Origin of the sequence: Niallia sp. Man26 (assembly GCF_022049065.2) — a bacterium.
Lineage (GTDB): Bacteria > Bacillota > Bacilli > Bacillales > Cytobacillaceae > Niallia.
This window is the reverse complement of the sequence record NZ_CP095744.1, coordinates 829,045-854,568: the sequence shown is the minus strand read 5'-3', so window position 1 is coordinate 854,568 and position 25,524 is coordinate 829,045. Positions and strand designations below refer to the sequence as shown.

23 protein-coding genes, 1 pseudogene and 1 other annotated feature are annotated in these 25,524 nt (G+C 36.0%); of the genes and pseudogenes, 17 read left to right on the top strand and 7 right to left on the bottom strand.

The genetic code is table 11. The features are described 5' to 3' along the window. Positions 1-34: 34 nt before the first annotated feature. The 6 genes and pseudogenes from L8T27_RS23730 (at position 35) to L8T27_RS23705 (ending at position 8,088) form a co-directional block, all read left to right on the top strand. Entirely contained in the window at positions 35-1,621 is a 1,587-nt protein-coding gene (locus tag L8T27_RS23730; RefSeq protein WP_237943349.1) for a catalase, read from the top strand. Positions 1,622-1,821: 200 nt separating this feature from the next. Further along, positions 1,822-2,403 (top strand): annotated as a pseudogene (locus L8T27_RS23725) (IS607 family transposase). A 22-nt stretch (positions 2,404-2,425) separates the two neighbouring features. Continuing rightward, the gene (locus tag L8T27_RS23720; protein WP_237943347.1) at positions 2,426-3,589 is read left to right on the top strand and encodes an RNA-guided endonuclease InsQ/TnpB family protein; all 1,164 of its coding nucleotides are present in this window, start codon (positions 2,426-2,428) and stop codon (positions 3,587-3,589) included. Between the two features lie 249 nt (positions 3,590-3,838). Beyond that, the gene (gene pdxR, locus L8T27_RS23715) at positions 3,839-5,278 is read left to right on the top strand and encodes a MocR-like pyridoxine biosynthesis transcription factor PdxR (RefSeq protein ID WP_237943345.1); all 1,440 of its coding nucleotides are present in this window, start codon (positions 3,839-3,841) and stop codon (positions 5,276-5,278) included. A 462-nt stretch (positions 5,279-5,740) separates the two neighbouring features. Beyond that, on the top strand, positions 5,741-7,198 hold the full coding sequence (gene yfmT, locus L8T27_RS23710) for a benzaldehyde dehydrogenase (RefSeq protein ID WP_237943343.1): 1,458 nt from the start codon (positions 5,741-5,743) through the stop codon (positions 7,196-7,198). A 20-nt stretch (positions 7,199-7,218) separates the two neighbouring features. Continuing rightward, entirely contained in the window at positions 7,219-8,088 is an 870-nt protein-coding gene (locus tag L8T27_RS23705) for a methyl-accepting chemotaxis protein (protein ID WP_237943341.1), read from the top strand. Between the two features lie 60 nt (positions 8,089-8,148). On the opposite strand, the gene L8T27_RS23700 is transcribed toward L8T27_RS23705, so the two are convergent. Continuing rightward, positions 8,149-9,144 (bottom strand): hypothetical protein, encoded by a 996-nt coding sequence (locus L8T27_RS23700; protein ID WP_237943339.1) that lies wholly within the window; start codon positions 9,142-9,144, stop codon positions 8,149-8,151. Positions 9,145-9,458: 314 nt separating this feature from the next. Between L8T27_RS23700 and L8T27_RS23695 the strand changes: the two genes are divergently transcribed. After that, complete coding sequence (locus tag L8T27_RS23695; RefSeq protein WP_233316947.1) at positions 9,459-9,650, top strand: hypothetical protein; 192 nt, start codon at positions 9,459-9,461, stop codon at positions 9,648-9,650. 580 nt (positions 9,651-10,230) lie between these two features. Further along, entirely contained in the window at positions 10,231-11,145 is a 915-nt protein-coding gene (locus tag L8T27_RS23690; protein WP_237943337.1) for an ROK family protein, read from the top strand. 58 nt (positions 11,146-11,203) lie between these two features. Here the strand turns inward: L8T27_RS23690 and L8T27_RS23685 are convergent, their stop codons facing one another. The 3 genes from L8T27_RS23685 to L8T27_RS23675 form a co-directional block, all read right to left on the bottom strand. Then, entirely contained in the window at positions 11,204-11,857 is a 654-nt protein-coding gene (locus L8T27_RS23685) for an HAD family hydrolase (protein ID WP_233316945.1), read from the bottom strand. Between the two features lie 159 nt (positions 11,858-12,016). Beyond that, positions 12,017-13,371 (bottom strand): IS3 family transposase gene (locus tag L8T27_RS23680; protein ID WP_237941805.1). Its coding sequence is split into 2 segments (ribosomal slippage): positions 12,017-12,918 and positions 12,918-13,371, totalling 1,356 coding nucleotides; the frame shifts between segments, so codons are not numbered across the junction. 76 nt (positions 13,372-13,447) lie between these two features. Next, positions 13,448-15,151 (bottom strand): 2-isopropylmalate synthase, encoded by a 1,704-nt coding sequence (locus tag L8T27_RS23675; protein ID WP_237944195.1) that lies wholly within the window; start codon positions 15,149-15,151, stop codon positions 13,448-13,450. A gap of 73 nt (positions 15,152-15,224) precedes the next feature. Beyond that, positions 15,225-15,445: a binding site (T-box leader), on the bottom strand. A gap of 190 nt (positions 15,446-15,635) precedes the next feature. Here L8T27_RS23675 and L8T27_RS23670 point away from each other — a divergent pair. Together L8T27_RS23670 and bcaP are read left to right on the top strand one after the other, a co-directional pair. Further along, entirely contained in the window at positions 15,636-16,490 is an 855-nt protein-coding gene (locus L8T27_RS23670) for a YitT family protein (protein WP_233318253.1), read from the top strand. A 478-nt stretch (positions 16,491-16,968) separates the two neighbouring features. Beyond that, positions 16,969-18,354 carry a branched-chain amino acid transporter BcaP gene (gene bcaP / locus L8T27_RS23665; RefSeq protein ID WP_233318251.1) on the top strand — a complete coding sequence of 462 codons (1,386 nt, stop codon included), beginning with the start codon at positions 16,969-16,971 and terminating at the stop codon, positions 18,352-18,354. Positions 18,355-18,525: 171 nt separating this feature from the next. Here bcaP and L8T27_RS23660 read toward each other — a convergent pair whose 3' ends face one another. Together L8T27_RS23660 and L8T27_RS28985 are read right to left on the bottom strand one after the other, a co-directional pair. Next, positions 18,526-19,002 carry a GNAT family N-acetyltransferase gene (locus L8T27_RS23660; RefSeq protein WP_233318249.1) on the bottom strand — a complete coding sequence of 159 codons (477 nt, stop codon included), beginning with the start codon at positions 19,000-19,002 and terminating at the stop codon, positions 18,526-18,528. Positions 19,003-19,132: 130 nt separating this feature from the next. Beyond that, on the bottom strand, positions 19,133-19,429 hold the full coding sequence (locus tag L8T27_RS28985) for a TIGR04104 family putative zinc finger protein (RefSeq protein ID WP_396953812.1): 297 nt from the start codon (positions 19,427-19,429) through the stop codon (positions 19,133-19,135). Between the two features lie 329 nt (positions 19,430-19,758). Here L8T27_RS28985 and L8T27_RS23655 point away from each other — a divergent pair, with 329 nt between their 5' ends. Beyond that, positions 19,759-20,292: a hypothetical protein gene (locus L8T27_RS23655; protein WP_233318247.1), complete on the top strand. Its 534-nt coding sequence runs from the start codon at positions 19,759-19,761 to the stop codon at positions 20,290-20,292. Between the two features lie 79 nt (positions 20,293-20,371). After that, on the top strand, positions 20,372-20,605 hold the full coding sequence (locus L8T27_RS23650; RefSeq protein WP_237943335.1) for a hypothetical protein: 234 nt from the start codon (positions 20,372-20,374) through the stop codon (positions 20,603-20,605). Positions 20,606-20,658: 53 nt separating this feature from the next. Here the strand turns inward: L8T27_RS23650 and L8T27_RS23645 are convergent, their stop codons facing one another. Beyond that, on the bottom strand, positions 20,659-21,099 hold the full coding sequence (locus tag L8T27_RS23645; RefSeq protein WP_233318243.1) for a GNAT family N-acetyltransferase: 441 nt from the start codon (positions 21,097-21,099) through the stop codon (positions 20,659-20,661). Between the two features lie 108 nt (positions 21,100-21,207). On the opposite strand from L8T27_RS23645, the gene pdxR (L8T27_RS23640) reads away from it, so the two are divergent. The 5 genes from pdxR (L8T27_RS23640) (at position 21,208) to L8T27_RS23620 (ending at position 25,505) form a co-directional block, all read left to right on the top strand. Next, complete coding sequence (gene pdxR, locus L8T27_RS23640) at positions 21,208-22,611, top strand: MocR-like pyridoxine biosynthesis transcription factor PdxR (RefSeq protein WP_237943333.1); 1,404 nt, start codon at positions 21,208-21,210, stop codon at positions 22,609-22,611. Between the two features lie 105 nt (positions 22,612-22,716). Beyond that, complete coding sequence (locus tag L8T27_RS23635; RefSeq protein ID WP_237943331.1) at positions 22,717-22,872, top strand: hypothetical protein; 156 nt, start codon at positions 22,717-22,719, stop codon at positions 22,870-22,872. A gap of 22 nt (positions 22,873-22,894) precedes the next feature. Continuing rightward, positions 22,895-23,230 (top strand): hypothetical protein, encoded by a 336-nt coding sequence (locus L8T27_RS23630; protein ID WP_233318239.1) that lies wholly within the window; start codon positions 22,895-22,897, stop codon positions 23,228-23,230. Between the two features lie 138 nt (positions 23,231-23,368). Next, the gene (locus L8T27_RS23625) at positions 23,369-23,827 is read left to right on the top strand and encodes a DinB family protein (protein WP_237943328.1); all 459 of its coding nucleotides are present in this window, start codon (positions 23,369-23,371) and stop codon (positions 23,825-23,827) included. A 289-nt stretch (positions 23,828-24,116) separates the two neighbouring features. Next, positions 24,117-25,505, top strand: a complete 1,389-nt coding sequence (locus tag L8T27_RS23620; RefSeq protein WP_237943326.1) for a glycoside hydrolase family 1 protein — start codon at positions 24,117-24,119, stop codon at positions 25,503-25,505. Positions 25,506-25,524: the final 19 nt, after the last annotated feature.

Here is a 25,524-nt window from a genome sequence, read left to right as displayed (position 1 = left end):
TGTCCAAATAGTAATGAGAAAGGGATGAAGAAGGTTGAGAAACGAACAGTCAAAGAATGAAAATAAACGAGAAAACGAAGATACATTAACGAATAGACAGGGACATCCTGTAACGAATAACCAGAATATTCGGACTGTCGGCAACAGAGGTCCCGCAACGTTAGAGAATTATAATTTCATTGAAAAAATTAGTCATTTTGACAGGGAGCGTGTTCCAGAGCGTGTTGTACATGCCCGTGGTGCAGGTGCTCACGGTTATTTCGAGGCATATGGCACAGCTGGGGATGAACATATCTCCAAATATACACGTGCTAAGCTTTTCCAAGAAAAAGGCAAGCGTACTCCTGTCTTTGTTCGTTTTTCATCTGTCATACATGGAGGGCATTCACCGGAAACGCTTCGTGATCCAAGAGGGTTTGCTGTGAAATTCTATACAGAAGACGGAAACTGGGATCTTGTCGGAAATAACTTGAAGATATTCTTTATTCGTGATGCAATGAAGTTTCCTGATATGATACATGCCTTTAAGCCAGACCCAGTCACGAATATTCAAAGTCCAGAGCGGTTCTTCGATTTTTGTGCAAGCTCACCGGAAACATTCCATATGGTGACTTTCGTTTATTCTCCTTGGGGAATCCCCGCAAACTACCGCATGATGCAGGGATCAGGTGTCAATACATATAAATGGGTGAACGGCGAAGGAGAATCGGTTCTGGTGAAATACCATTGGGAACCAAAGCAAGGAATTAAGAATCTTACTCAAAAGGAAGCCAATGAAATTCAGGCTACTAATTTCAATCATGCCACTCAAGACTTATACAATGCCATCGAACAAGGGGATTACCCAGAGTGGGAGCTGTTTGTTCAATTTATGAGCGATGAAGAACATCCTGAGCTAGACTTTGACCCGCTTGATGATACGAAGCTGTGGCCGAAAGATGAGTTCCCTTGGATTCCAGTAGGTAAGATGGTTCTTAACAAAAATCCAGAAGACTATTTTGCAGAAGTAGAGCAGGCAGCATTTGGTACAGGTGTCCTTGTGGACGGCTTAGAGTTCTCAGATGATAAAATGCTTCAAGGACGAACATTCTCTTATTCTGATACACAGCGCCACCGTGTAGGAGCAAATTATCTTCAGCTCCCAATCAATGCACCGAAGAAGAGAGTTGCTACTAATCAAAGCGGCGGTCAAATGCAGTATCATGTGGACCGAAAGGACAAGCATATTAACTATGAACCTTCTATTCTCGGTGGCTTGAAGGAAGCAGAGCCTTCTGGCAAGGATTATAGTCCAAGAGTTGAGGGTAATCTTGTCCGCGAATCTATTGACCGAAACGACAATACAAAACAAGCAGGTCAAACATACAGGGAATTTGAACAATGGGAAAAGGATGAATTAATCTCCAATCTTGTCGGAGACTTGTCTCAATGTGATCAAAGAATTCAAGATGCAATGATTGCACTTGCTGAAGAGGCAGACGAAGAATACGGGCACCGTTTGCGAGAAGGATTGGCTAATGCTGCAAGCGATAAGCCTAGCAGTCATCCATTAGGAAACAAGGAAAGTGATAAAGCACCAGAGCAAGCGGTTGATAAGGGGCATGATGCAGATCCTTATTAATTGATATACACGTAAAGAACACCCTTTAGGTAGAGAGCAGCATAAACTCTCATTAACGAGAGATGCTGCATTTCTCCCTAAAGGGTTTTTTATTTGTGATTAACCATGATAACGTGCAACAGTTTTAAAACGGATTATTTTAAAAGGAGTTATTAAAAGTAGTGATATAAATGGACAAAAGTGTTTAAACGAGTTAGAATGTGCCATGGAAAAAACATTATAAACCAAATGAGTTTGCAAGTATACTTAACATTACAGTAAGAACATTACAAAGATGGAGAAGGTATGTTAAAAGCCACCGAACGACTAGTAATAGAAGATATTATACTACTAAAATACACAGGAAACTTATCTTTTTCGGAAAATAAGAAGGAAGGAAAAGTTGTTGCATATGCAAGAGTAGCCAATTCCAGGCAGAAGAAAGATGTTTTAAATAACCAAGTGTAATTTTTAAAACAATATGTTAATACCAAGGTATAATTGTGGATCAAATTATTGAGGATACTGGTAGTGGATTAAACTACAACCGAGAAAAATGGAATAAACTACTGGACGATATACAGGAAGGAAATATCTCTGAAGTATACATAACCCACAAAGATAGATTTATTCGTTTTGGTTATGATTGGTTTGAGAGATTTATAATTAAGTTTGGTGTTATATTAATCGTTGTTAAGAATGAAAAATTCTCTCCTCATGAAGAAATGATACAAGATTTAATTTCTATTATTCATGTTTTTTCTTGCAGAATCTATGGGCGAAGAAAATACAAAAAAAGATAATTGAAGATAAGGATTTAAAAGGATGAAAGCTTATAAAACAGAGATATACTTGAATGCCAAACAGATATATAAAGTAACAAACACTATCGGTGTTTGTCGTTTTCTTTACAATGCTTTTATTTCCTATAATAAAGAGCTTTATGCAAAAGAAGCCAGGTTTTTTGGTGGTATGGAATTTGATAAATATGTGAATAATGAACTCTCTATTGAGAAACCTTGGATTAAGGATGTATCTTCGAAAGCTAGAAAGAAATCGATTATGAACGCAGACACTGCTTTTAGAAAGTTTTTCAAAGGAGAAAGTAAATTTCCCCGTTTTAAAAAGAAAAACCGCCAAGATGTGAAAGTCTATTTTCCTAAAAACAATAAAACCGATTTAGAGGTAGAACGTCATCGAATTAAGGTGCCAACCCTTGGGTGGGTTAGTTTGAAAGAAAAAGGTTATATTCCTACCAATAGTCTAGTCACGAGTTGTACTGTTGAAGAAACAGCAGGCAGATTCTTTATTTCTGTTTTAGTTAAGGAAGAGGTAGAGCTAGTGCATGAAGTCTTGAATGAGGAAGGGTTAGGAATAGATTTAGGGTTAAAGGATTTTGCTATTTTAAGCGATAAAAGAATCTTTAAAAACATTAACAAATCCATACGAATTAAAAAGCTAGAAAGAAAGCTAAAGAGAGAACAACGTTCTCTTTCCAGAAAATATGAACACTATAAGAAACTAACAAAAACAGATGGTGAAGCAAAAGCTAATCAAAGAAAAAATTTAAATAAAAATATTCAAAGAATACAAAAATTACATCTACGCTTAACAAACATTCGAAATGCATATCAAGCCTATGTTATACGTGAAGTGATGAAAACCAAGCCACTTTTCATAACATTAGAGAATTTAAATATAAAGAGTATGATGAAAAATAAACACTTGTCTCGAATCATAGCGAATCAAAAATTCTATCAGTTTAAAACAAATCTTAAACATACGTGTAGGAAATTAGGGGTTGAATTACGAGAAGTGGATAAGTTCTATCCTTCTAGTAAGTTATGTTCTAAGTGTCAAACCAAAAAACTGAAACTATCCCTATCAGAACGTAATTTTATCTGCAATGCTTGTGGTCATACGTTAGATAGAGATGAAAATGCAGCTATTAATTTAAAACAGGCAAAAAAATATACCATTCTCACTTAACGAGACAGTATATATGTACCGGTGGCTAATACGTCGGGAATTTACACTTGTGGAGTGTTATATTAACCATAGTAGCGAGCAAGTGGCGAGATGGGACACGTAGAAGCAAGAATTATCAAAGAATATACACATTTAGGTATATTTTTAGGAGCAGTAAACGGATAGTATATAATATTGTTTATAGGCAAATTAAGAGAAGAATAATGATAGTTAATGAAATAATAATTAATTACTGGAGATTTAAAAAAAATGGATTGGAAACCAGATAAAAGTAAAGGGAAAGCCGTTTATAAGCAAATTGTAGAGCATATCGAACAGGGGATACAGAATGGACTGTTTCCGATTGATAAACCGTTGCCTTCCGAACGAAAGTTAGCAGAAGCATACAAGGTGAACAGAAGTACTATTGTTGCAGCCTATTCAGAGCTGGAAGCAAATGGCCTAGTCGAAAGAAAACGAGGAAGCGGAACGATTGTCAGCAAGGATATATGGGGGCTGACAAAAAGGCGAATTCCAAGCTGGAATAAATATATTGAAAGGGGTTCTTTTCAGGCTAATATGCCTGTTGCTCAACGGATAAGACATATATCTGAGGAGTCCAGTCTCGTAAATTTTGCCAGCGGAGAGCTTTCGAATGAACTTATGCCGGAGGATTATGTCAAAAAAATAATCAATTCCAAAAGCTTTACTGGCCATTTAGGATACGATCATCCACAGGGGAATATTGAGCTTCGTAAAACGATTAGTGATCATGTGAAACAAGATAAGGGGATAGAAACTACACCCAATTCCATTCTGATTACTTCAGGAGCCCAACAGGCTATTCATCTAATTATTGAATGCCTTTTGAAACCAGGGGATGCTGTTGTTATTGAAAATCCGTCTTATCACTACAGTTTGCCGATTTTTAAGTCAGCAGGGCTAAAAGTATTTCATTTGGATGTAGGCAAAGAAGGTATTAATCCAGAGGAGCTTATTGATTTGCACAAAAAGCATCAAATAAAAATGATATTTTTGAATCCTATCTTCCAGAATCCTACAGGGATGATTTTGCCTGCTGCTAAACGGAAAAGAATATTAGATATTTCCTCAGAATTCGGCATCCCCATTGTCGAGGATGATCCATATAGTCTCCTTAACTATACAGAGGAAGATACAAATACATTAAAGTCATTAGATGAAAATGGGAATGTCCTGTATATAAGCTCCTTAACTAAAATTGCTGCTTCTGGTTTCAGAATTGGCTGGGTAATCGGACCAACTCCCGTTATAGAGAGACTTGCAGATGCAAAACAGCAGTTTGATTTCGGGCATTCTGTCTTCTCCCAATGGATTGGCACTGAATTCTTACGTTCTGATTACTTTACAGAGCATATTGAGGCTTTAAAAAGCAAATTGGAGCAAAAACGGGATATTATGATAGATAGTATCGCAGAAATTCTGGGAGAGCAAGTTGACTACTATTTTCCCCACGGAGGTATCCATTTATGGTGCAGATTAACTGGCGGAATGGACGAAATTCGCTTGTTAGAACAATCGATTGAAGAGGGGGTGATATTCACACCCGGCTCTATCTTAGGCACGAAATCTGGCTATATGCGGTTAACATACGGTAAAGTAGACGATCAAGAAATCCCGGTCGGTATAAACAGGCTTGCTAAGGCATTAAGAAAAATAACCAGCACCTAAACATAGAATTAATATATGAAAAATAAAATTTTAGCCGATTAATCATCCATTAATCGGCTTATTTGTGTGGAAAACAGTATTAATGAGTATGATTACCATTATCAATTAGGTATTTAGAACTATTAAGATCGATTTATTTATGACGAAATAATTATTAAAGAATAATATACCAACAATGTTGTTATTTAGTAATTATGGTAAATGTGTTTTACAGCTTTTACGATAAATTATAGCTTAGGAGGATACAATAACAACAGTATGCTAGAAAAAGCTTTTACCGATTTTCTAGTATTATGGTAGCACTTTCTTTTATGCAGTATCTTCTTGAAACAAATTAGCACTGTTTATACATTTTGCTTATCGACTGATAAATAAAGTTAGTGCTTAGTTTTTTTATTAGAGGAATGCAGGAGCATGTATCTGCAAGCAAATCTTTTACACAATTAAAGGAGGATATTCAATATGTTAAGTTTTGAATCATTAGGAAAGCAGTTTATAAACGGTGAGTGGCGAGATGGTAATAGCGGCAAAGCGATGGAAAACATTAATCCTTATAATGATGAGATTTTAACAAGCTTTATTATCGCAGACAAATCCGATGTGGATCTGGCATACCGTGCAGCAGAGAAGGCAAAGGAAGAATGGGATAAGGTAAATCCTTATAAGAAGCGGGATATCCTCGAGAAAGCAGTATCTTACATAGAAGCACATGAAGAAGAAATTACAGACCTAATCATCGACGAACTTGGTGGCACAAAACTTAAAGCAGCGTTTGAAATTGGTTTAGTAAAAAATATGATAAAGGAAGCTGCAACTTTCCCATTGCGTATGGAAGGTAAAATCTTGCCTTCTGTAGAGGATGGGAAAGAAAACAGATTATATAGAATTCCAGCAGGTGTAGTAGGGGTAATTAGTCCATTTAATTTTCCTTTCTTCTTATCAGTTAAATCAGTAGCACCTGCTTTAGGAGCGGGAAATGGTGTTGTCTTAAAGCCACATGAACATTCGCCAGTAACAGGCGGAACACTTATTGGCAAAATTTTTGAAGAAGCAGGAGTTCCGAAAGGGCTATTAAATGTAGTAGTCACAGATATTAAAGAAATTGGAGATACATTTGTAGAACACCCAATTCCTCGGATCATTTCATTTACTGGTTCAACTAAAGTCGGAAGCTATATTGGCCAATTAGCTGTGAAAAACTTTAAAAAGCCATTACTTGAACTTGGCGGCAATAGCGCGTTTATTGTGATGGAAGATGCTGATTTAGAATATGCAGTTAATGCTGCAACTTTTAGTCGATTTACCCATCAAGGACAAATTTGCATGTCTGCAAATCGTATTCTAGTGCTTGAATCCATTTATTCCACATTTATTGACAAATATGTTCAAAAGGCAGCGTCATTGAAAACAGGGGATCCTAGAGACCCAGAGACAGTAATTGGACCTGTAATCAATGACAGACAGGCACAAGTATTAGCAGACATTATTGAAACTGCGATAAAAGAAGGTGCAAATCCATTGTTAAGAGGAAAAATTAAAGGGAGATTAGTAGAGCCTACTATACTTGAAGTAAAAGATCCAGAATCTAAACTAACTCAAGAAGAATTGTTTGGCCCGTTAGTTTGTGTCATACCTTTCAGCACGGATGAAGAAGCCATCACTATTGCTAACAATACACCTTTCGGATTGAGCGGTGCTATTCACACAGCTAATGTGGAAAGAGGAGTAGAAATTTCTAAGAAAATCCATACTGGTATGATTCATGTAAATGACGTAACGATTAACGATGAACCAATCGTAGCCTTTGGCGGTGAAAAACAATCAGGGCTTGGCCGCTTAAACGGTGAGTGGAGTTTAGAGGAGTTTACGACATTAAAATGGATTTCCGTTAATTACGGACAAAGGTTATTCCCTTATTAATGATAGAAAGAGGTGGAGAAATGATAGATGTAAAAGAGGAAAATAAAGGTGCTGTAACTTCTGAATTGCTGGAGGCTTTTATTAAAGTAGCACCTTATTTAAATAATTTAGTCCAAGACGATATCACTATCGGAATTTATGATACGGAAAAATTATTAATGAATGTGCCTGGTAAGAGTTTTTCTTTGAATGTAACTCCTGGCGATCCATTAGCGGAAGGTGACATCATTACAGAGGCAGTGAGACGTAATGAAGCCAAAGCGGCGATGGTACAGAAAGAATTATTTGGTTTTCCATTGATAGCAAGAGCCATCCCTTTACATGACGAGAATGGAAGAGTAATAGGGGGAGTCGGTTTAGGGACAAGTCTAGAGAAGGCAAACCAGCTTTATGAAATGGCAGAAAGTTTTTCGGCTATTGTGGAAGAGACAGCAGCATCCATCGAGGAAATCAGTACATCTGTCTCCCAGCTTTCTGAACAAGTAACAGAAGTTTCCTCTCAAATAAGCCAAGTAAGCAACAGTGCTGAGGAAATTGGAAACATATCGACTGTAGTAAAAGGAATATCAGACCAGAGCAACCTGTTAGGCCTAAATGCTGCAATTGAAGCAGCCAGAGCCGGAGACTCTGGTAAAGGCTTCTCAGTTGTAGCAAATGAAATTAGGAAACTGGCCACTAATTCTAAAGATAATGTTGGTCAAATTAACGATATTACAAAAACCATTCAGAACTTAATTAAAGACCTGGGAAATGCGTTTAATAATATTAATAAATTAACAGATACGCAGGCTGGTTCTATTCAAGAATTCTCTGCAACCATGCAAGAAATGAGCAAAACCGCTCAAGAGCTGGCAGAATTAGCTGAGAAATCGATACAGACAAATAACTAGATGTTAAAGAAGAATTCACTTATTTGGGTGAATTCTTTTTTAATATCACGGATGTTCACACTATTCAACTTCTATCGTAAAACGATAACCGGTGTCTATCGTAGAAAAAATCACCTCATTTTTATGTTTATAGGGATCCGGCACAATAACTGCAGAATATTCATATAAGCCCTCTTTTTCCGGAGCTTTTATAAAAAATGTGCCATAATCAATAGAATTAGGATCATTTTTTATAAATAAATAAGGTGCACCATTCATCTCTGTTTGTTTCCAATCCAGCATACTGATAATTAAATAATCCTTTGCCTCTGGATATTTTCCAGCGTTATAAGCTAGTTTAATTTTTTCACCCTTTTTGGCTTTTAGGTTGTATGGCGGATATAATATTTCTTTAAAATTATTAAAATTTTCATTTACCATTAATCCTTGATATTCAGCTTTTATCTTTTTTTCAGGAGAAGTATACTCCTTATTAGAGTTAAACGATTGATTGCTTTTATTAAAAGTAATCTCATAGTCTAGGGTCATTCCATATTCATTTGTCATGGCTTCAATTGTACTTGCATTTTTTTCAGGAGATGCATAGACAGCCACTAATAGCTTATGTAAATGCTTATCTGCAGTTATATTTGAGGCTAGCTCAATTGGAAACCTAATTGATTTACCTGTCTCCAAATGAAAGGGGTATGAGCTCTGATAATTTTTATTATCAATTTTAAAAGCGACTTCTTCGTAATCATATAATACTTTTAAAATATAGTTACCAGTATTTCCTCGATTGTCAAAGTGAACTTCTAATTTATCTTGCGGGCTATCCATTACAATGGTTCCATATACTTGGCTTTCTTGTTCTATGACTAGACTGTTTAATTCTAGTGAATAACCTACGCCTAGGTCTAAGCTATCTTGAGGTACATTAGAAATCTTTATATTGCCTGTTTCTTCTCTTCGTTCTGAATTTTTAGACAAATTTAAATGTATAATTAAAAAAATCACTACAATTAAAAGTAATAAAGCTAAAAAAAATGTTTTTTTTCTAAATAGAAAATTAATCAACGACATCTCCTTCCGTTAAATAAAGCTACAGAAATGTCTGTAGCTTTTAATTTTAGAATTTTAAAGTTGTGTTAGCTGTTTCTAACGATGATGTTTTCTTTTTCTTTAATTCATGATATCCGTGGAAAGTAGCTTTTTCTGTAGAGGCTACTAGTTTTGAAGTACTCACCTTACTAGTATTATTTAAACTATGCCATCCGGTTGAACTTGTAGAAGTACCATTATTGTTACTATTAACTTTAGCCTTTAAAAAATAAGCTGTACCGCTATTAACAGTTGTTGAAGCAGAAGCACGAGGTTTAAGTCCTAATGGATTGGAACCAGTTAAAGTTCCCTTACCTGAAGAAACAGCTCTTGCTGAAGCACTGTTGCTAATACTAGACTCGTCCTCTAAGGTGATTGCTGGTCCTTCAACATCCTCATTTTATACATCAGTAGCACTTACTGAACTTGCTAATAATCCAAGGGCGAGAGCAGAAGAAATTACAAACTTTGACATTGTTTAATCCACACTCCTTTTATAAATATTTTGATGTTACAAAACAATCATATATTAATCTGAACATGTCTAAAATAAACTTGTGTAATCGTTCACAATATGGACGAACAAGTTTGAATATTTGTTGAAGGGTTGTTTTTCTTAAAGGGTTTTAGAGCAAATTTCCTGAATTAACGAAATAACTTACTATAAAAATCAAAAACTTACATCAAAATTTGGATATTTGTATATTTTGTTCTTAATTTAGACAAAAACATTTTTTATATAAAGGGAGAATAGGAAAATTACCTCAAAAAACAAAAATAAATTATAAGTTGCTTTACTTTAGGATAAGTTTTCTTTGGCTTAGTCCTTATCTTTTCACAACACAAGGTGTTTTTTATGATAAATATATAGCTTTTGAATAGGGGAATTAGGTTATAAGTGTTCGCACTTTTAGTATGAGTCCTAGCTTTAGGGAAGGAATGAGTAATAGTAAAATGCCTATTCATTAAAAAAGGAAAAATCCATTTCTATGGCGAAATATAATAGTACTTCAACTATTCTGATAAACTAAAAATTATTAAAAAAGACTAGGAGAATTATACATGTATTTCGTACTAGATATCGGTGGAACATTTGTTAAATATGCGTTGATGGATACTGCAGGAAATATTTCTTCTAAAGGGAAAAAAACAATGCCTCGTACGAATTTGGCTGATTTTGAAGAGGTGTTGTTCAGTATCTTGGATAATCATGATTTATCTGCAGTAAAAGGAATTGCTGTCAGCTGTCCAGGGACAGTGGATGTAGAGACTGGCACGATTTATCATGGTGGATCTTTCCCGTTTCTTCATGAAGTGAATCTAGCGAAAAGAATTGGGGATAGATATGGAAAGGATGTTACCATTGAAAATGATGGTAAATGTGCGGCATTAGCTGAACTATGGCTTGGAAGCATTAATGGTGCTAAGGATGCAGTTGTCTTAGTGCTTGGCAGCGGTGTAGGCGGAGGTATAGTTATTGACGGCAAGCTGCATCGAGGGGTTAATCTCTCAGCAGGTGAAATGAGCTTTGTAATGGATAAAATCAACATGGAAACAAGAAAAGCCCAATATTTTGGCTCTGATTGTTCGGCAGTGCAAATGGTGCGCCGTATTGGTGAAGCAAAGAATTTGGACGATCCAACGGACGGTGAAGCGGTATTTGAATACATCATCAACCAAGATGAAGAAGCGAATGCTATTTTTGATGGATTTTGTATTTATCTTGCTTCTCAAATATTAAACTTGCAATATATATTAGACCCGGAAATCTTTGCGATTGGCGGCGGTATCAGCGCACAGCCAATACTTATTGAAAGAACAAAATGGGCATTAGAGGAAATAAAAAAACAGAACCCGCTCCATATGGCAAATCCTAACATTACAGTCTGTAAGTTTCAAAACGATGCTAATCTTTATGGTGCGCTTTATCACTTTTTTGTTAATAGAGAAAAGGAAATAGTGATTAAAGAAATTTAACTGGTATGGAAAAAGAGGAATAGCCTCCTGTATGGGGGTATTCCTCTTTTGCTCTCTATTACTTATACTTACTAACCAATTCACTAAGCGGCATTGCCAGCATGGAATCAAAGCGGTAATCCACTTCACAGAACTGCATGGCATTTGTTACTTCGTTTGGGAATATGACAATATTCAAGCCTGCTGTTTTTGCAGCTTGCGCTCCGTGTGCTGAATCTTCAAATGCGATACATTCTTTCGGCTCCAATCCCAGGCAGCGGGCTGCTTCTATGTAAAGTGCTGGATCTGGTTTTACTTTTTCTACATCATCAGAGGTTTTGATACAGTCAAAGTAATCAAATAGACCTAATCTTTTTAAATGACTTGAAACCCACTCATAATTGGAGCTGGATGCAAGGCCGATTTTTAAGCCTGCTGATTTGGCTGTTTCCAGATAATCTCTTACTCCTGGTCGCTCCTGTTCTGATGCCAGCTTTTTCAAAAAGTTCTCTTTGAAGGTACTTTCTATTACCGCTAAGTCCAGTTTTTTCTTAGCTTGCTCTTCCAGGTATACGTATGGGGAAAAATCGGTGTGTGTGCCTATTTCCTTTTGCCATAATTCTAATGGCAATTCACAGCTGTGTTCTGCAAACAGCTCTTGCAATAAATGATACTGATGTGTTTCTGTGTCAAAAATAAGCCCGTCAAAGTCGAAGATGATACCTTTTATCATATGTTCCTCCTTAGATACACTTTTGTTAACATTAACATGAGAGTATGTAGGGGTTCAATACGTACCCTTACACTTCATAATATTAACATAATCTAAATAAACATAAAAAAACCCCACACAAAGTGAAGTGACCCCTAAAAGTTAGACACGGTTATTTCGTCAGGCAGCTTGTATAAAATGAGTTCGGTATTGTATCGGACTCATTTTTAATTTTGCCTTCATGCGTTTTGTGTTGTAATACGTTATGTAATTTTCAAGTTCCAATTTAAAATGTTCCATACTTTCAAATTCCTTTAAGTAGAGGAATTCCGATTTAAGAATTCCAAAGAAATTCTCCATAACTGAGTCGTCGTAACAGTTTCCTTTACGAGACATACTTTGCACAATGCCTCTTGATGCAAGTGCGTGACGATATTGTTTCATTTGATAATGCCACCCTTTATCGGAATGCATCAGTAATTGGTGTTCCTCTGGTAACTTTTCTAATGCTTTCTCCAACATTTCTGAAACAAGGGAATACGTGGGTCTATGACCAATTGTGTATGTAATTATTTCCCCATTAAATAAGTCTAAAACAGGTGATAAATAGAGCTTTTCACCAAATAATTTAAGCTCTGAAATATCGGTTACCCACTTCGTATTAGGGACTTCAACTGTAAACTTACGGTCTAAAATATTAGATGCGATTTTACCGACTGTCCCTTTATATGATTTATACTTTTTCATTCTGACTATGCACTTTAAACCAAGGGTTTTCATGATGCGTTGAACTTTTTTATGATTCACTTTTCGCCCACGATTTGCGAGTTCATCACGAATTCGTCGGTACCCATAACGACCCTCATGTTCGTTGTAAATCGCTTGAATCTCGGTTTTTAACTCGGCATCTAGATCGGGTCGATCTAATTTCTTCACTAAGTCATAGTACGTACTACGTGGAATCTGTGCAAATTTGGCAAGTGCCTTCACCGAGTATTTATGCCTTAATTCATAGATGACCTTTACTTTGTCTTTTTTGGTGATGTTTCCTTGGCTTGAACTAAGGCATTCAACTTTTTTAAATACTCGTTTTCCATTTCAAGTTGCTTAATACGTGCTTGAAGTGCTTCTGTTGACCCTTCTACTGGTGTTTGTTTTGGTTGTTTATTCGTTTCTTTTTTCATGGATGGACGCCCCTTTTTCTTTGATTGAAGGGCATCGAATCCTTTTGTTTCAAGTTGTTTGTTCCAACTTCGAAGTGTAGATGGAGTAGCTATATTAAATATAGCCGCAGTTTCGATAAAGGACGTACCATGTTCAATCATGTAATTTAGTACGTCTAGTTTAAACTGTGCTGAATAATTTGTATACCGTTTAATAAAAGCTTCTACACCGTTATACTCATATTGTTTCGCCCATTTAAGAATTGCTTTATGGTCTGTTCCAATAGTTTTAGCAATTTCATGTGAGCTTTCTTTGCCTTCTAAGTACCGTAGTGCTGCTTGTAATTTTTCCTCTGATGTATATTTTGCCATAAAAAACTGCGCCTCCCATTGTTAGATGTGTCTAACAATTGGGGCGCAGTTCAAAAGGCAGGGTTTTTTATTTCACTTAGCTGTTCGACAAGGAATATCCTTGCTTTGTTGCAGGCTGTTCACTGCTAACCATTTTGTTAACGGCACTGAATAATGCCTTAATGGAGGAAGTCATGATGTCAGCATCAATTCCGCATCCCCAATAAATAGCGCCTTTATCGGTTGCAAAGCCTACATAGGAAACTGCTTTCGATTCAGAGCCTGTTTCTAGGGCATGCTCTGTATAAACAAGGTCTTTATATTGGATTCCTAACGAAGATTGAAGGGCATTGCTGATGGCATCAAGTCGGCCATTTCCTGTACCGCTGAATTCCTGTACAGCTCCATTCTGTTTAACTGACACGGTTGTGTCATAGCTGTCATTTTGTGAAAATCTATACTCGATATACTCAATAGGCGAGCTGATATTGACATATTCCTCTATAAATATGTTATGAATTTCATCTGGCATAAGCTCCTTATGAAGGCTGTCTGAAACTTTTTTGACAGCATATCCAAAGCTCTCACGCATTTTTGCAGGCAGATCCAAGCCGTAATTCTGTTTAAGTATATAACCGATTCCGCCCTTGCCTGATTGGCTGTTAATTCGGATAATATCTCCTTCATATTGTCTGCCGATATCCTTTGGATCAATTAAAAGATAAGGGACTGTCCAATAGTCGCGTTCCTTTTCTTCACGCCATTTCATCCCTTTAGCAATAGCATCCTGATGGGAACCGGAGAACGCTGTGAACACTAGCTCACCGCCGTATGGATGTCTTTCATGAACCGTCATTCTAGTCAATTTCTCATACTTTTCTAGAATGCTAGGAATGTTATCGAAATTCAGCTGTGGATCAATTCCATGGGAATACATGTTCAATGCTAGTGTAACAATGTCAACATTACCTGTTCTTTCACCGTTTCCAAACAATGTGCCTTCCACTCTTTGAGCACCTGCAAGCATCCCAAGCTCAGCATCTGCAACGCCTGTTCCTCTGTCATTATGTGGATGAAGAGACAGGATTACATTGTCCCTAAAGCTTAAATTTTCGCTCATGTACTCAATTTGACTTGCGTATACATGAGGCATGGACATAGAAACCGTTGCAGGCAGATTGATGATTACTTTGTTTTCAGCTGTTGGCTGCCAAATATCCAGCACACTGTTACAAATCTTTAGGGCGAATTCTATTTCTGTTCCAGTAAAGCTTTCAGGTGAGTATTGGAACTTGAAATTGCCTTCTGTTTCAGCCGCATATTTTTTTAAAAGCTTAGCGCCTGTCACAGCAATATCAATGATCTCTTCCTCTGTTTTTTGGAATACTTGTTCCCGCTGTGCAACGGAAGTGGAATTATACAGATGCACAACAGCTTTATTCACACCTTCTAATGATTCAAAGGTTTTCTTAATGATATGCTCCCTTGACTGTGTAAGCACTTGGATTGTGACATCTTCTGGGATTAGGTTTTGTTCAATTAGTGTCCTCAAAAAGGCGTATTCTGTATCAGATGCTGCGGGAAAGCCTACTTCTATTTCTTTAAAGCCTACTTCTAACAGCAATTGAAAATATTCCAGTTTTTCTTCTAAGCTCATCGGCACAACAAGCGCCTGGTTTCCGTCACGAAGATCCACGCTGCACCATGTCGGAGCCTTGTCAATATACTCCTTCTCTGTCCATTTCAAACTTGTTACGGGAGGGGTGAAATAACCTCTGGAATATTTTTCGATATTTTTCATCACTGCCAACCACCTTTTTGAATTAATTTACTCATGAAATTTTGAAAGAAAATAAAAAAAGCCTATCATCTCAATAAGAGACGACAGGCTTTGCCTTCGTGGTACCACTCTTTTTGATCTGCCTGAAATAAGACAGACCCACTTTACGACTTGATTACGGGAGTCAGCCGTTAAGACTTACATTTCAGCCTTACCACTCCTGGGCGAGTTGGGGGAGTTTATTGTCTGTCTTTCACCAGCCGACAGCTCTCTAAGCAATAAATATCCCTTAATACTCCCAATCCTAGCGTTTCGTTTTCTTAATTTTCTCCATTTTATAATTAATTTTGAATTCAGTCAACAGAGGATTTTTCTCATTTTGAAACTTTTCTAAATTGTCTATTAATTTGTTATATTTTCTGACATTGTTTTTCTCTATTGTAGGAAATCTATTGTTCGGTTATTATTAATTCTTATATTCAGTATTAGAAAGGATTTTTACATCATGCAAAGTAAGCAAGAATTTCGTTCTTATAGTTTAATTATTCTTGGAACATTTTTAGTAGGTTTAGCATTTAATATATTTCTATTGCCTGCATCCATTACAGCAGGAGGAGTGGCTGGGATTAGTATTATTTTAAACAAATTGAATGGCTGGAGCCCAGCAATTGTGCAATGGGCAATAAATATCCCAACTTTTGTTTTAGGCTATTTCCTACTAGGTAAAGATTTCAGCATCCGCACCTTTATTGGAACAGTTCTGCTGCCTACATTCATTTGGCTGACATCTTATTTGCCGTTCTCAGTGGAAGATCCATTGCTTGCTTCCATTTACGGTGGGATCCTCAGCGGGATCGGAATTGGTCTTGTATTTCGTGGTAAAGGGTCTACTGGAGGGACAACAATTTTCGGACAGCTTATTAAGAAATACACACGTTTATCAAGCGGTTATTCGCAATTTTTAATTGATGGCTGTATCGTAATTGTTGCCATGTTCGTTTTTGACTTTGAAAGAGCCCTATATGGTATGATTGCCATGTTTATTATAGGAAAGTCTATTGACGTGGTTCAGCTTCGTTCATCTACTTCTAAGCTTGTCTTAATAGTGACGGAAAACGAACAGAAAATCACAGATTTAATTCGCAATGAAATCGACAGAGGCTTCACGAAGGTTTGGTCAGAAGGAGGATACAGCAATCAGAAAAAAGCATTGCTGTTCAGTGTGGTCGAACAATCAGAAGCGGTATACTTAAAAGAATTAATTCAAAGAAGTGATAATAACTCCTTTGTTATTTTCTTAAATGCATCTGATATTATCGGCAGAGGCTTTTCAATTCCAAGAGATTTCCCAAGAAATTAGGAGTTTTGGTGTACCTATATAGGTACACCTTTTTTTATTTGTATTAAAATTCCATCTTAAATTTCAAGTTTTTACGAAAAACATTAAGATAAAAAAAGTCCATTAGATTAATTATATAAGAATAACATTTTTAAAACTGTACGGAAGGATTTGATTAATAGGAAAAACAGGAAAATAGGTATATTAATAATAGAATGCGAAATGTTTCACAAGACTGGTAATTGTTTATAGTAGCATAGTTCTTTTAAATAGAGTTATCTGACTTAAATAATAGGATAAATTAAAAATATTATTGCGTTAAAACATTATTTAGATACATTTAAAAATTGCAAAAAATCTGCCATTGACAGTAGGCGTTTTTAGCTTTTATAATCAGCGAAGTGAAATTTTAAACAAATAATAGACTATATCCATTTTTAGATATAATTGTTTGAAAATTTTAACATTATTTAATATTCAATTTGGGAGGATTACAGCTTTGAGTCAACTTTTTCGCAGGAAATCAGTAAATACTATGATTTCACAATCTCAAAATAAAATGCTGAATCGGACGATGGGAGTTATGGATCTCATCTTCTTGGGAGTCGGCTGTGTTATTGGTACAGGTATTTTTGTAATAACAGGTGTTGTTGCTGCAGAAAGTGCAGGTCCGGCAATTCTTCTTTCCTTTGTTCTTGCTGGAATAGCTTGTGCACTTGCTGCGTTTTGTTATGCTGAATTTTCTTCTGCAGTGCCGCTGTCAGGAAGTGTATATACTTACACATATGCTACATTAGGTGAGTTTTTTGCCTTTTTAATCGGCTGGGATTTAATGTTGGAATATGTTCTAGCAATCGCCGCAGTGGCAACAGGGTGGTCTGCATACTTCCAATCTTTAATTGCAGGGTTTAATATTGTGCTTCCAGCAAGTATTTCATCTGCTCCTGGATTAGATAAAGGTGGAATTGTCGATTTACCGGCAATGCTTATTATCTTAGGTATTACTGCTTTGGTTTCTAAAGGTGTAAAAGAAAGTATTAAATTCAACAATATCATGGTTTTCGTTAAACTTGGCGTAATCTTGTTGTTCATTATTGTTGGTGTTTGGTATGTGAAGCCGGATAACTGGACACCATTCATGCCATTTGGATTCGATGGGGTCATTACAGGTGCAGCTACTGTATTCTTTGCTTATATTGGATTTGATGTTATTGCAACTGCTTCAGAAGAAGTAAAAAACCCAGGCAGAACAATGCCTATTGGTATAATTGGGTCTCTAGCTATTTGTACGGCATTATACATTGCTGTTTCCACTGTTTTAACAGGAATGATTCCTTTCACACAGCTGAATGTTGGAGCACCAGTTTCTCTTGCGTTAGAATCAGTTGGTCAAAATGCAGTTGCAGGGATTATTTCTATCGGGGCAGTAATGGGGATTACTACTGTTATTCTTGCCTTGGTTTATGCACAAGTACGTCTAAGCTATGCAATGAGCCGTGATGGTCTTCTGCCGAAGATGCTTTCGTCTGTAAACAGTAAAACAAAAACACCATTTAAAAATACATGGCTGACAGGTATTGTTGCAGCATGTATCGCTGGTTTTGTTGATTTGTCTACATTGGCTCATCTAGTAAACATGGGGACATTGGCAGCATTTACGCTGATCTCTATTGCAATCATCGTATTGCGCAAGAAATTCCCAGAATTAAAAGGTTCCTTCCGTGTACCTTTCGTACCAGTATTGCCAATCATCAGCGCACTTCTTTGCATAGGACTGGCAGTCAGCCTGCCAGGAATCACTTGGATTTCCTTTGTAATTTGGCTGGCAATTGGAACGAGCATATATTTCCTATACTCGAGAAAACACAGTAAGTTGAATAATTAATATCGAAAGCAGCCATTGGCTGCTTTTTTTGTACTTAACAAGGACAAAAGACTACCTATAGGGAATAAGGATGCTAGGAGTTTGTAATAGAAGATATTGATTCGGATTTCTTCGGAATAAAAACAAAGTAAAAGACAGCTGCACTAGTTGCAGCTGCCGTGATTATGATGCTTATGTAAACTTCTTTATGTACCAGGCATCCATAGCAGAATGCTCAGACCCGGCTAAAGGTGCAGAAAGCAGTTCAAACCCAAACTTTTCATATAGAGCACATGCAGCCTTTAATTGCTGACGAGTTTCCAAGTAGCACGCTATATAATGCTTTGCAGCAAAGTCTAAGGCCGTTTCCATCAAAAGGTTAGCATAGCCCTTCCCTTGAGCTTTAGGGCTTAAATACAGCTTCTGTAACTCGCAAATGCCTCTTTCCTCATCAAAGGGAGCGATACCGATGCCCCCGACCACTTCACCATCAAGCACTGCAACCCAATAAGCAGCTGATTCTAGCGAATTGTAATACTCTGACAGTTTGTCTAAGGAAGGGTCAAAATAAGCAGTGCCTTTTATATTCAAACCGACAGATTCAAGTGAATGACGGATGATGGATGCTACTATCTCATTATCTTGTTGTTCTATCTCTCTAACAATCATTTTAAAATCCCCTTTATTAGTATGGATAAGTAAATGTTACCTTATTTTTTTGAAAATACAAATATTTTTAGTTTTTTATGTGACAGATAGATTTAACCAAAAGGGAAATGACTTTTAAAAAGATTAATCCTCAAGATGTGGAGGATTTATATTTAGCAAGAAAAGGATAGGAGAATGAAATGGAAACAGAAGAGATGAGTGCTAATAATAAGGATAAACCAAAATTAAAGTGTAGAAATTCTAATAGTAACCAATAAATTAGAAAGAATGGAACAACGGAAATAGCTACAGCTATAAGCCGAGAAAAAAACCGGACATTATGAGAGGTTTCACAGTATGTACAAGTAATAGGCTTATAGTTAAATAGAAAGGAGTTGTATAGAGCAATCCAGTTAAATTCGCGCTTGCAATGGCTGCATTTTTGCATATATATTACCTCCGAATTGTTGTTGTGTTATTTACGTTTTAATAGTTAGAAGGTTTCATTGAAATAGAATTTACGATACAATACATCAGGCAGTTAGTACAAATGATAATCCTTTTACTGAGGCTGGTAGACAAGGATTTTAAGAAAGCATTGTTCCTTAAGGAATAATGCTTTTTTTACTTTTTTTAAGTATAAATATGGGAAGTTTGTGATGAAGGAGAATTCCAAAGAATATAGAATATAAAATGGATAAATTTGCATTATATTGAAGGTTATGGTGTTTAATTATGAAAATGATAAAAAGACAGTAATTATGGGGGATCAACTTGATGAGAAATATATGTACTGGAGTATTATTATGCATCGTTACTTTAGTTGGGTGCTCAATTGAACAAACACTTGAGGAATACTTTCATCAAAAAATGAAACAAATGCATAAAGATGAAAAAAATTTTTCCTATTCACTGGTTCATACAGAGTTAAATGCTGTTCACGAAAATGATGGAATTGTAGTGTTCGAAGAGCATAATAACCATCAAGGAGATCAAATATATATAGCTTATCTAGAGAAGGAAGAACAGCAATGGGAATGGAAGAGAACAAGAGGAGCAAAATGGAATAGCCCAGTAAAATGGTCTTCCATGAACCAACCACCTTATATATATTCTGGTGCAATAAGTGATAATTCAATCACTGAAGTATATGCAGGCAATCAATCTGCAAAGATCATTCAAGTGGAAGAGGATAAAAGGTTTTGGTATGCAATCAGTTCTATTAAGGATGTAAAAGTTAAGATGGTTAAAGAAGACGGAAGTGAAGAGTTTATGGAAGAAATAAACTACGAGGAATTAGAAAATCAATAATATGTGTAAGGTAATAAACTTGTAAGTATCATGGGGAGTATTCTAAAAAGGAGAATCTATGCCTAAGGAGGAAGATTTCATGGAGCTTAAGGAATTCATTCGTTTCCTTAATAGATTAGAACAAAATGATATATTTTATAAACTGGATAAAATTAGGAATGATGCTGTTTTAGTTGAAATTGCCGTGCCAGGTCAACGTTGGGAAGTTGAGTTTATGGAGGATGGTACTGTAGAAATAGAAAAATTCATCAGTGATGGAGACTTTTATGATGTTAAGGAAATAGAAATATTAATAAAAGAATTTAGTGATTAGGTAATAAATAGGAGAAAGACTTCAATTAAGAAGTCTATTCCTATTTATTATTGTTAAACTTCTTTCAAGAATACATAACTAACCTTATTATACTTCATTTTTTTCTCATAGAAGCGGTGAGCATCTATGCGTTTTAATCCGGACGAAAGTGAGACAATATCGTAACCATTATTCTTTGACCAATTTTGTATATACTCTAGAAGGGCTTCTCCATATCCTTTAGAACGGTAGTTGTTATCCGTTATTAAATCACAAACCCAAGTAAACCTGCCATTATAAAGAGTTATCATAGGCATAAAGCCTGCAACAGCAATTATATTCTTATTAATAAATAGTGCAGCCATTCTATAATTATCTTTTTTCGCTGCCGCTTTTACTAATTCAAGGTAACTTTTCTCATCTAAGTGAGTTCTTAATTGTTTCATTACGGAAAAGGCTTCTAACCATTCGTGTTCCTTATCTAATTCTCTTATTTCAAAAGATTGTTGCGGCATTGTTCATTCTCCTTTAATTTTTACTAATATTAAAACATATCTTGATATAATCAAAAGTATCAGATTCAAGAAAGTTAATGGAACCAGTTAGTGTGGAGGAGAAGAGTAATGATTGAAATTACACCATTATTAGAAAGCGAAAATAAATCACCACTCTACATTCAATTATCCAACTATATAAAAGAGGAGATAAGTTCTGGAAGGATAAAACCAGGTGAGAAACTTCCATCTAAAAGAAAATTAGCTGAGCATTTAGGGCTAAGCATCAATACAATACAGACCGCATATGAGCAATTAATTGCAGAAGGGTTTGTGGAAAGTATACTTCGAAAAGGATTATATATAAAAGTCTTAGAAGACGAACTGACTCATAAATTATTTGAAGCCGAGAAGCGTCCGTTAACTAGGTGTGAAAAAAGTGTAAATGTTGAGATTGATTTTAATTCAGGAAAAGTTGATGTGGAAAATTTCCCTTATTCCTTGTGGAAAAAAACTACTGTTCAATCTTTATATGAAGATCAAGGTGAACTGTTTAATATGGGTAACCCTCAAGGAGAATTACAATTAAGAGAAGAAATAGCAAAATACACATATATGTCTAGGGGTGTTAAATGTACTCCCGAGCAAATTGTAATTGGAGCTGGTACACAGGTGCTTATGACATTACTTTCCATACTAATTGGAGACAATATGGTATATGCACTAGAAAATCCTGGATTTCATCGTACGAGAAAAGTCCTGCAAGATTTGGGAAGAGCAACTACCTCAATTCCTCTAGATACAGACGGTATTAACATAGAACAATTAAAACATAGTGGAGCAAATGTAGTTTATGTAACACCCTCGCACCAGTTCCCAGTTGGGATAATTATGCCTATAAAACGCAGGCTGGAATTGTTAGAATGGGCCGAATCTATTCATGGTTATGTTATTGAAGATGATTATGATGGTGAATATCGTTATGAAGGAAAGCCGATTCCTTCTTTACAAGGACTTGATATACTGGGAAAGGTAGTCTATATGGGGACTTTCTCTAAATCTTTAATACCTTCCATTCGAATTAGTTATATGGTTCTTCCTCCAATCTTAATAGAAAGATATAAAGGAAATTTATTGCTGTATAAACAAACGGTATCTCGCCTTCATCAAGATACCTTATATCGATTTATGAAAGAAGGTTATTGGCAAAGCCATTTAAATAAGATGAGAACACTGTATCGAAAAAAACATTCGTTCTTCATGCAAACCATAAAAAAACATCTTCATAATCAGGTGCGAGTTATAGGAGAAAACTCAGGTCTACATCTTATTCTACAGGTAAATAATAACTGGACCGAGAAGGAATTAATAGATACAGCATTACAAGAAGGTGTGAAAGTATATCCTTTATCTGTTTACTATGAAAATGGAAGTAATGTTAATTCTAGTGTTCTATTAGGTTTCGGAGGTCTATCGGAAAAACAGATAGATATTGGCATCCAATTATTAAAAAAGGCTTGGCAGATTGATTAGTTTTGGAACAACTAAGCAAGAAAGGGATATGAGAGATATTACAATATTATACGTTTTTGGAACTCTTTTAAGCGATTAAACGTATGTAATATGAAGGTCATAAAAATGATGAAATTAATGTTCATGCTTGCAGCGATTACGTTTCCTTTATGTGCTTCTCTGAATAAAGGGGCCTCTGGTATTTTACTATCCATGTTCTTTTTATTGCTTGCAGCATTAGTAAACCAAGGTTTACTAAAAAGAGTCAGTGAAAGATTTTAATGATTACATATGGAGGATTGTAATGGCGGAAATCAGGAGAGATAATTCAAAGCGCAATAAGTTGTTTATTGCCATAGGAATAGTCCTTCTTGTGGTAGTAGGATTATTCATATGGCAGTCTGTGGACAGATACAAGGAAGTCCAACAAATAGAGTCGAAATTGGGTTTTGAGATTACAGTGGTAGATAGACAATCACATGAAGCATGGTGGGCAGCTACGAGAACGTATTTAGTAAAACCAGTGGACGATGAAAGTAATCTGGAATACATGCTTTACTTGAATAAAGAAAATAAGATTGAACAATGGGCTAAAGTGGAAAACGGGGAAGTTCAAAACATAAAGTATGAAGATATGTAACTAATGGGAGCATTAATCCAGGGAGATTAATGCTCTTTTGGCAGTTAGCTGAAGTTATGCTGTTACCAAAAATTCAACAAGGGAAAAAGTAAAAGGTCCCGAATAATAAATATATCTTTATTAGAAAGGAGAGAAAAAATGGAGGAACGCCATATGATTCTTTTTAAACAGTTAGAAACGTACCGAGAAGATGTTTTAGATAGTTTAAATGGTGTAAGTGCAGAGGCAGCTGAGATAGTACCACATAATTTTAATAATAATATTAGATGGAATATGGGGCATATTTACTTGGATCAATACTTATGGATTGAGACCCTAACAAAGGAAAAAACAGATGTTCCTGATGTTTTTCGCAATTGGTTTGGTTATGGAACAACACCGGTTCATTTCTCAGCTGAAACGCCTTCTTATCTAGAACTGAAAAAATTGCTGAAAGAACAACCTGTTAAATTGATGGAGAACTATGGAAGCCGATTAGAAGAAGTATATCCCCCTACTGAGATGGGAATGCGAACAATAGAACAAGTGTTAATTAGAACCATCTTTCATGAAGGTATTCATTTGCAAGCGATAAACGACATTAAAAAGTGTTTATAATAATTATATTTCCCTGTCTAAAGTTATTGGACGTAAAAATCATAAAATAAACCAGTTGCCTATATACAAGACAGGCAACTTTTTTCTTTGTGAATGGATGTACTTAACACCTCTCTTTCAATCTTTGCAAAATCACCTGCTAACAAACCCTCATTACCTTCCTTTACTTGATAAAGATTAGAGCCTTATTTAAGGAGAGTACAAAAAAGAATACGATAGTACAGTCAGCTCTATAAACATTTACAAAGTCCCTTCAGAAAAATATAGTGTTGATAGGAGGTGCAACAACATGACAAAAATACAATTTCCGAAAGATTTCTTATGGGGAACTGCTTCAAGCGGGCCTCAAAGTGAAGGATATAAACAAAAGACAAATGATTCTATATGGGATTATTGGTATAAAAAAGATTCCGAAAGATTTTATGAAAAGATTGGACCAGAAACGACTTCCAATGTGTATGAACAATATGCGGAAGATGTGAGCATAATGAAGGAGCTGAGCTTGAATTCCTTCCGAACGTCAATCCAATGGTCGAGATTGATAAAGGACTTCGAAACAGGTGAAGTTGATCAGGAGGCTGTTCAATTTTATAACCATTATATCGACGAAATGATTGCAAATGGGATTGAGCCGATGATGAACCTGTTCCATTTTGATATGCCTTATGAGCTTGAACAGAAATATGGTGGCTTTAAAAGCAGACATGTTGTCGATCTTTATGTGAAGTTCGCAGAAGCTGCATTTGCACTGTTTGGTGATCGAGTGAAGTATTGGATTTCTTTTAATGAGCCTGTAGCTTATACAAAGGGAGCATATTGGCATAATCTTATTTACCCAAATGAAATGAGCATGCAATCATATGTTCAGGCTAACTATCATATTTTGCTAGCCCACTCGTTAATTGTAAGCGCATACCGTAAAGGCGGATATAGTGGTGAGATTGGGATTGTTGTTGATCTGCTGCCGCCAATACCTCGCAGTGAAAATCCTGCTGACGTGGAAGCGGGCCGGGTGGCCGATTTATTTATTAACCTAATTTTTATGGATCCATGTGTAAGAGGAGAGTATCATCCTGATTATTTGAACATCTTAAAGAAACATGACTGTATGTTTCATCATCATTTAGAAGACTTAGTTGCAATAAAGGAAAATACAGTAGATTTTATCGGCATTAATTATTATCAGCCTATGCGCGTAAAAGCAAGGGATGGTTTGCCGAACCCATTTTCACCTTTCACGCCAGAATGGTATTATGAGCCATATGAAATGCCAAACAGAAGAATGAATGAATACAGAGGCTGGGAAATATATCCGAAAGCCTTATACGATATTGCTATGCGTGTAAAAAATGAGTATGGCAATATCAAGTGGTATGTTTCTGAAAACGGCATGGGTGTGCAAGGAGAAGAAAGATTTAAAAATGATGATGGCTTCATTGAAGATAATTACCGAATTGACTTTATTAAGGAGCACTTAGGCTGGCTGGCAAAAGCCATCGACGAAGGCTCTAATTGCTTCGGTTATCATTTATGGACTTTTGTTGATAACTGGTCTTGGACGAATGCTTATAAAAACCGATATGGCCTTGTGTCCTTAAATTTGGAAAATACGGAAAGAACGATTAAAAAGTCTGGTTACTGGATGAAAGAGGCAATTAAAAATAATGATTTCTCTTAAAAAAATTTAAAAGACCTTC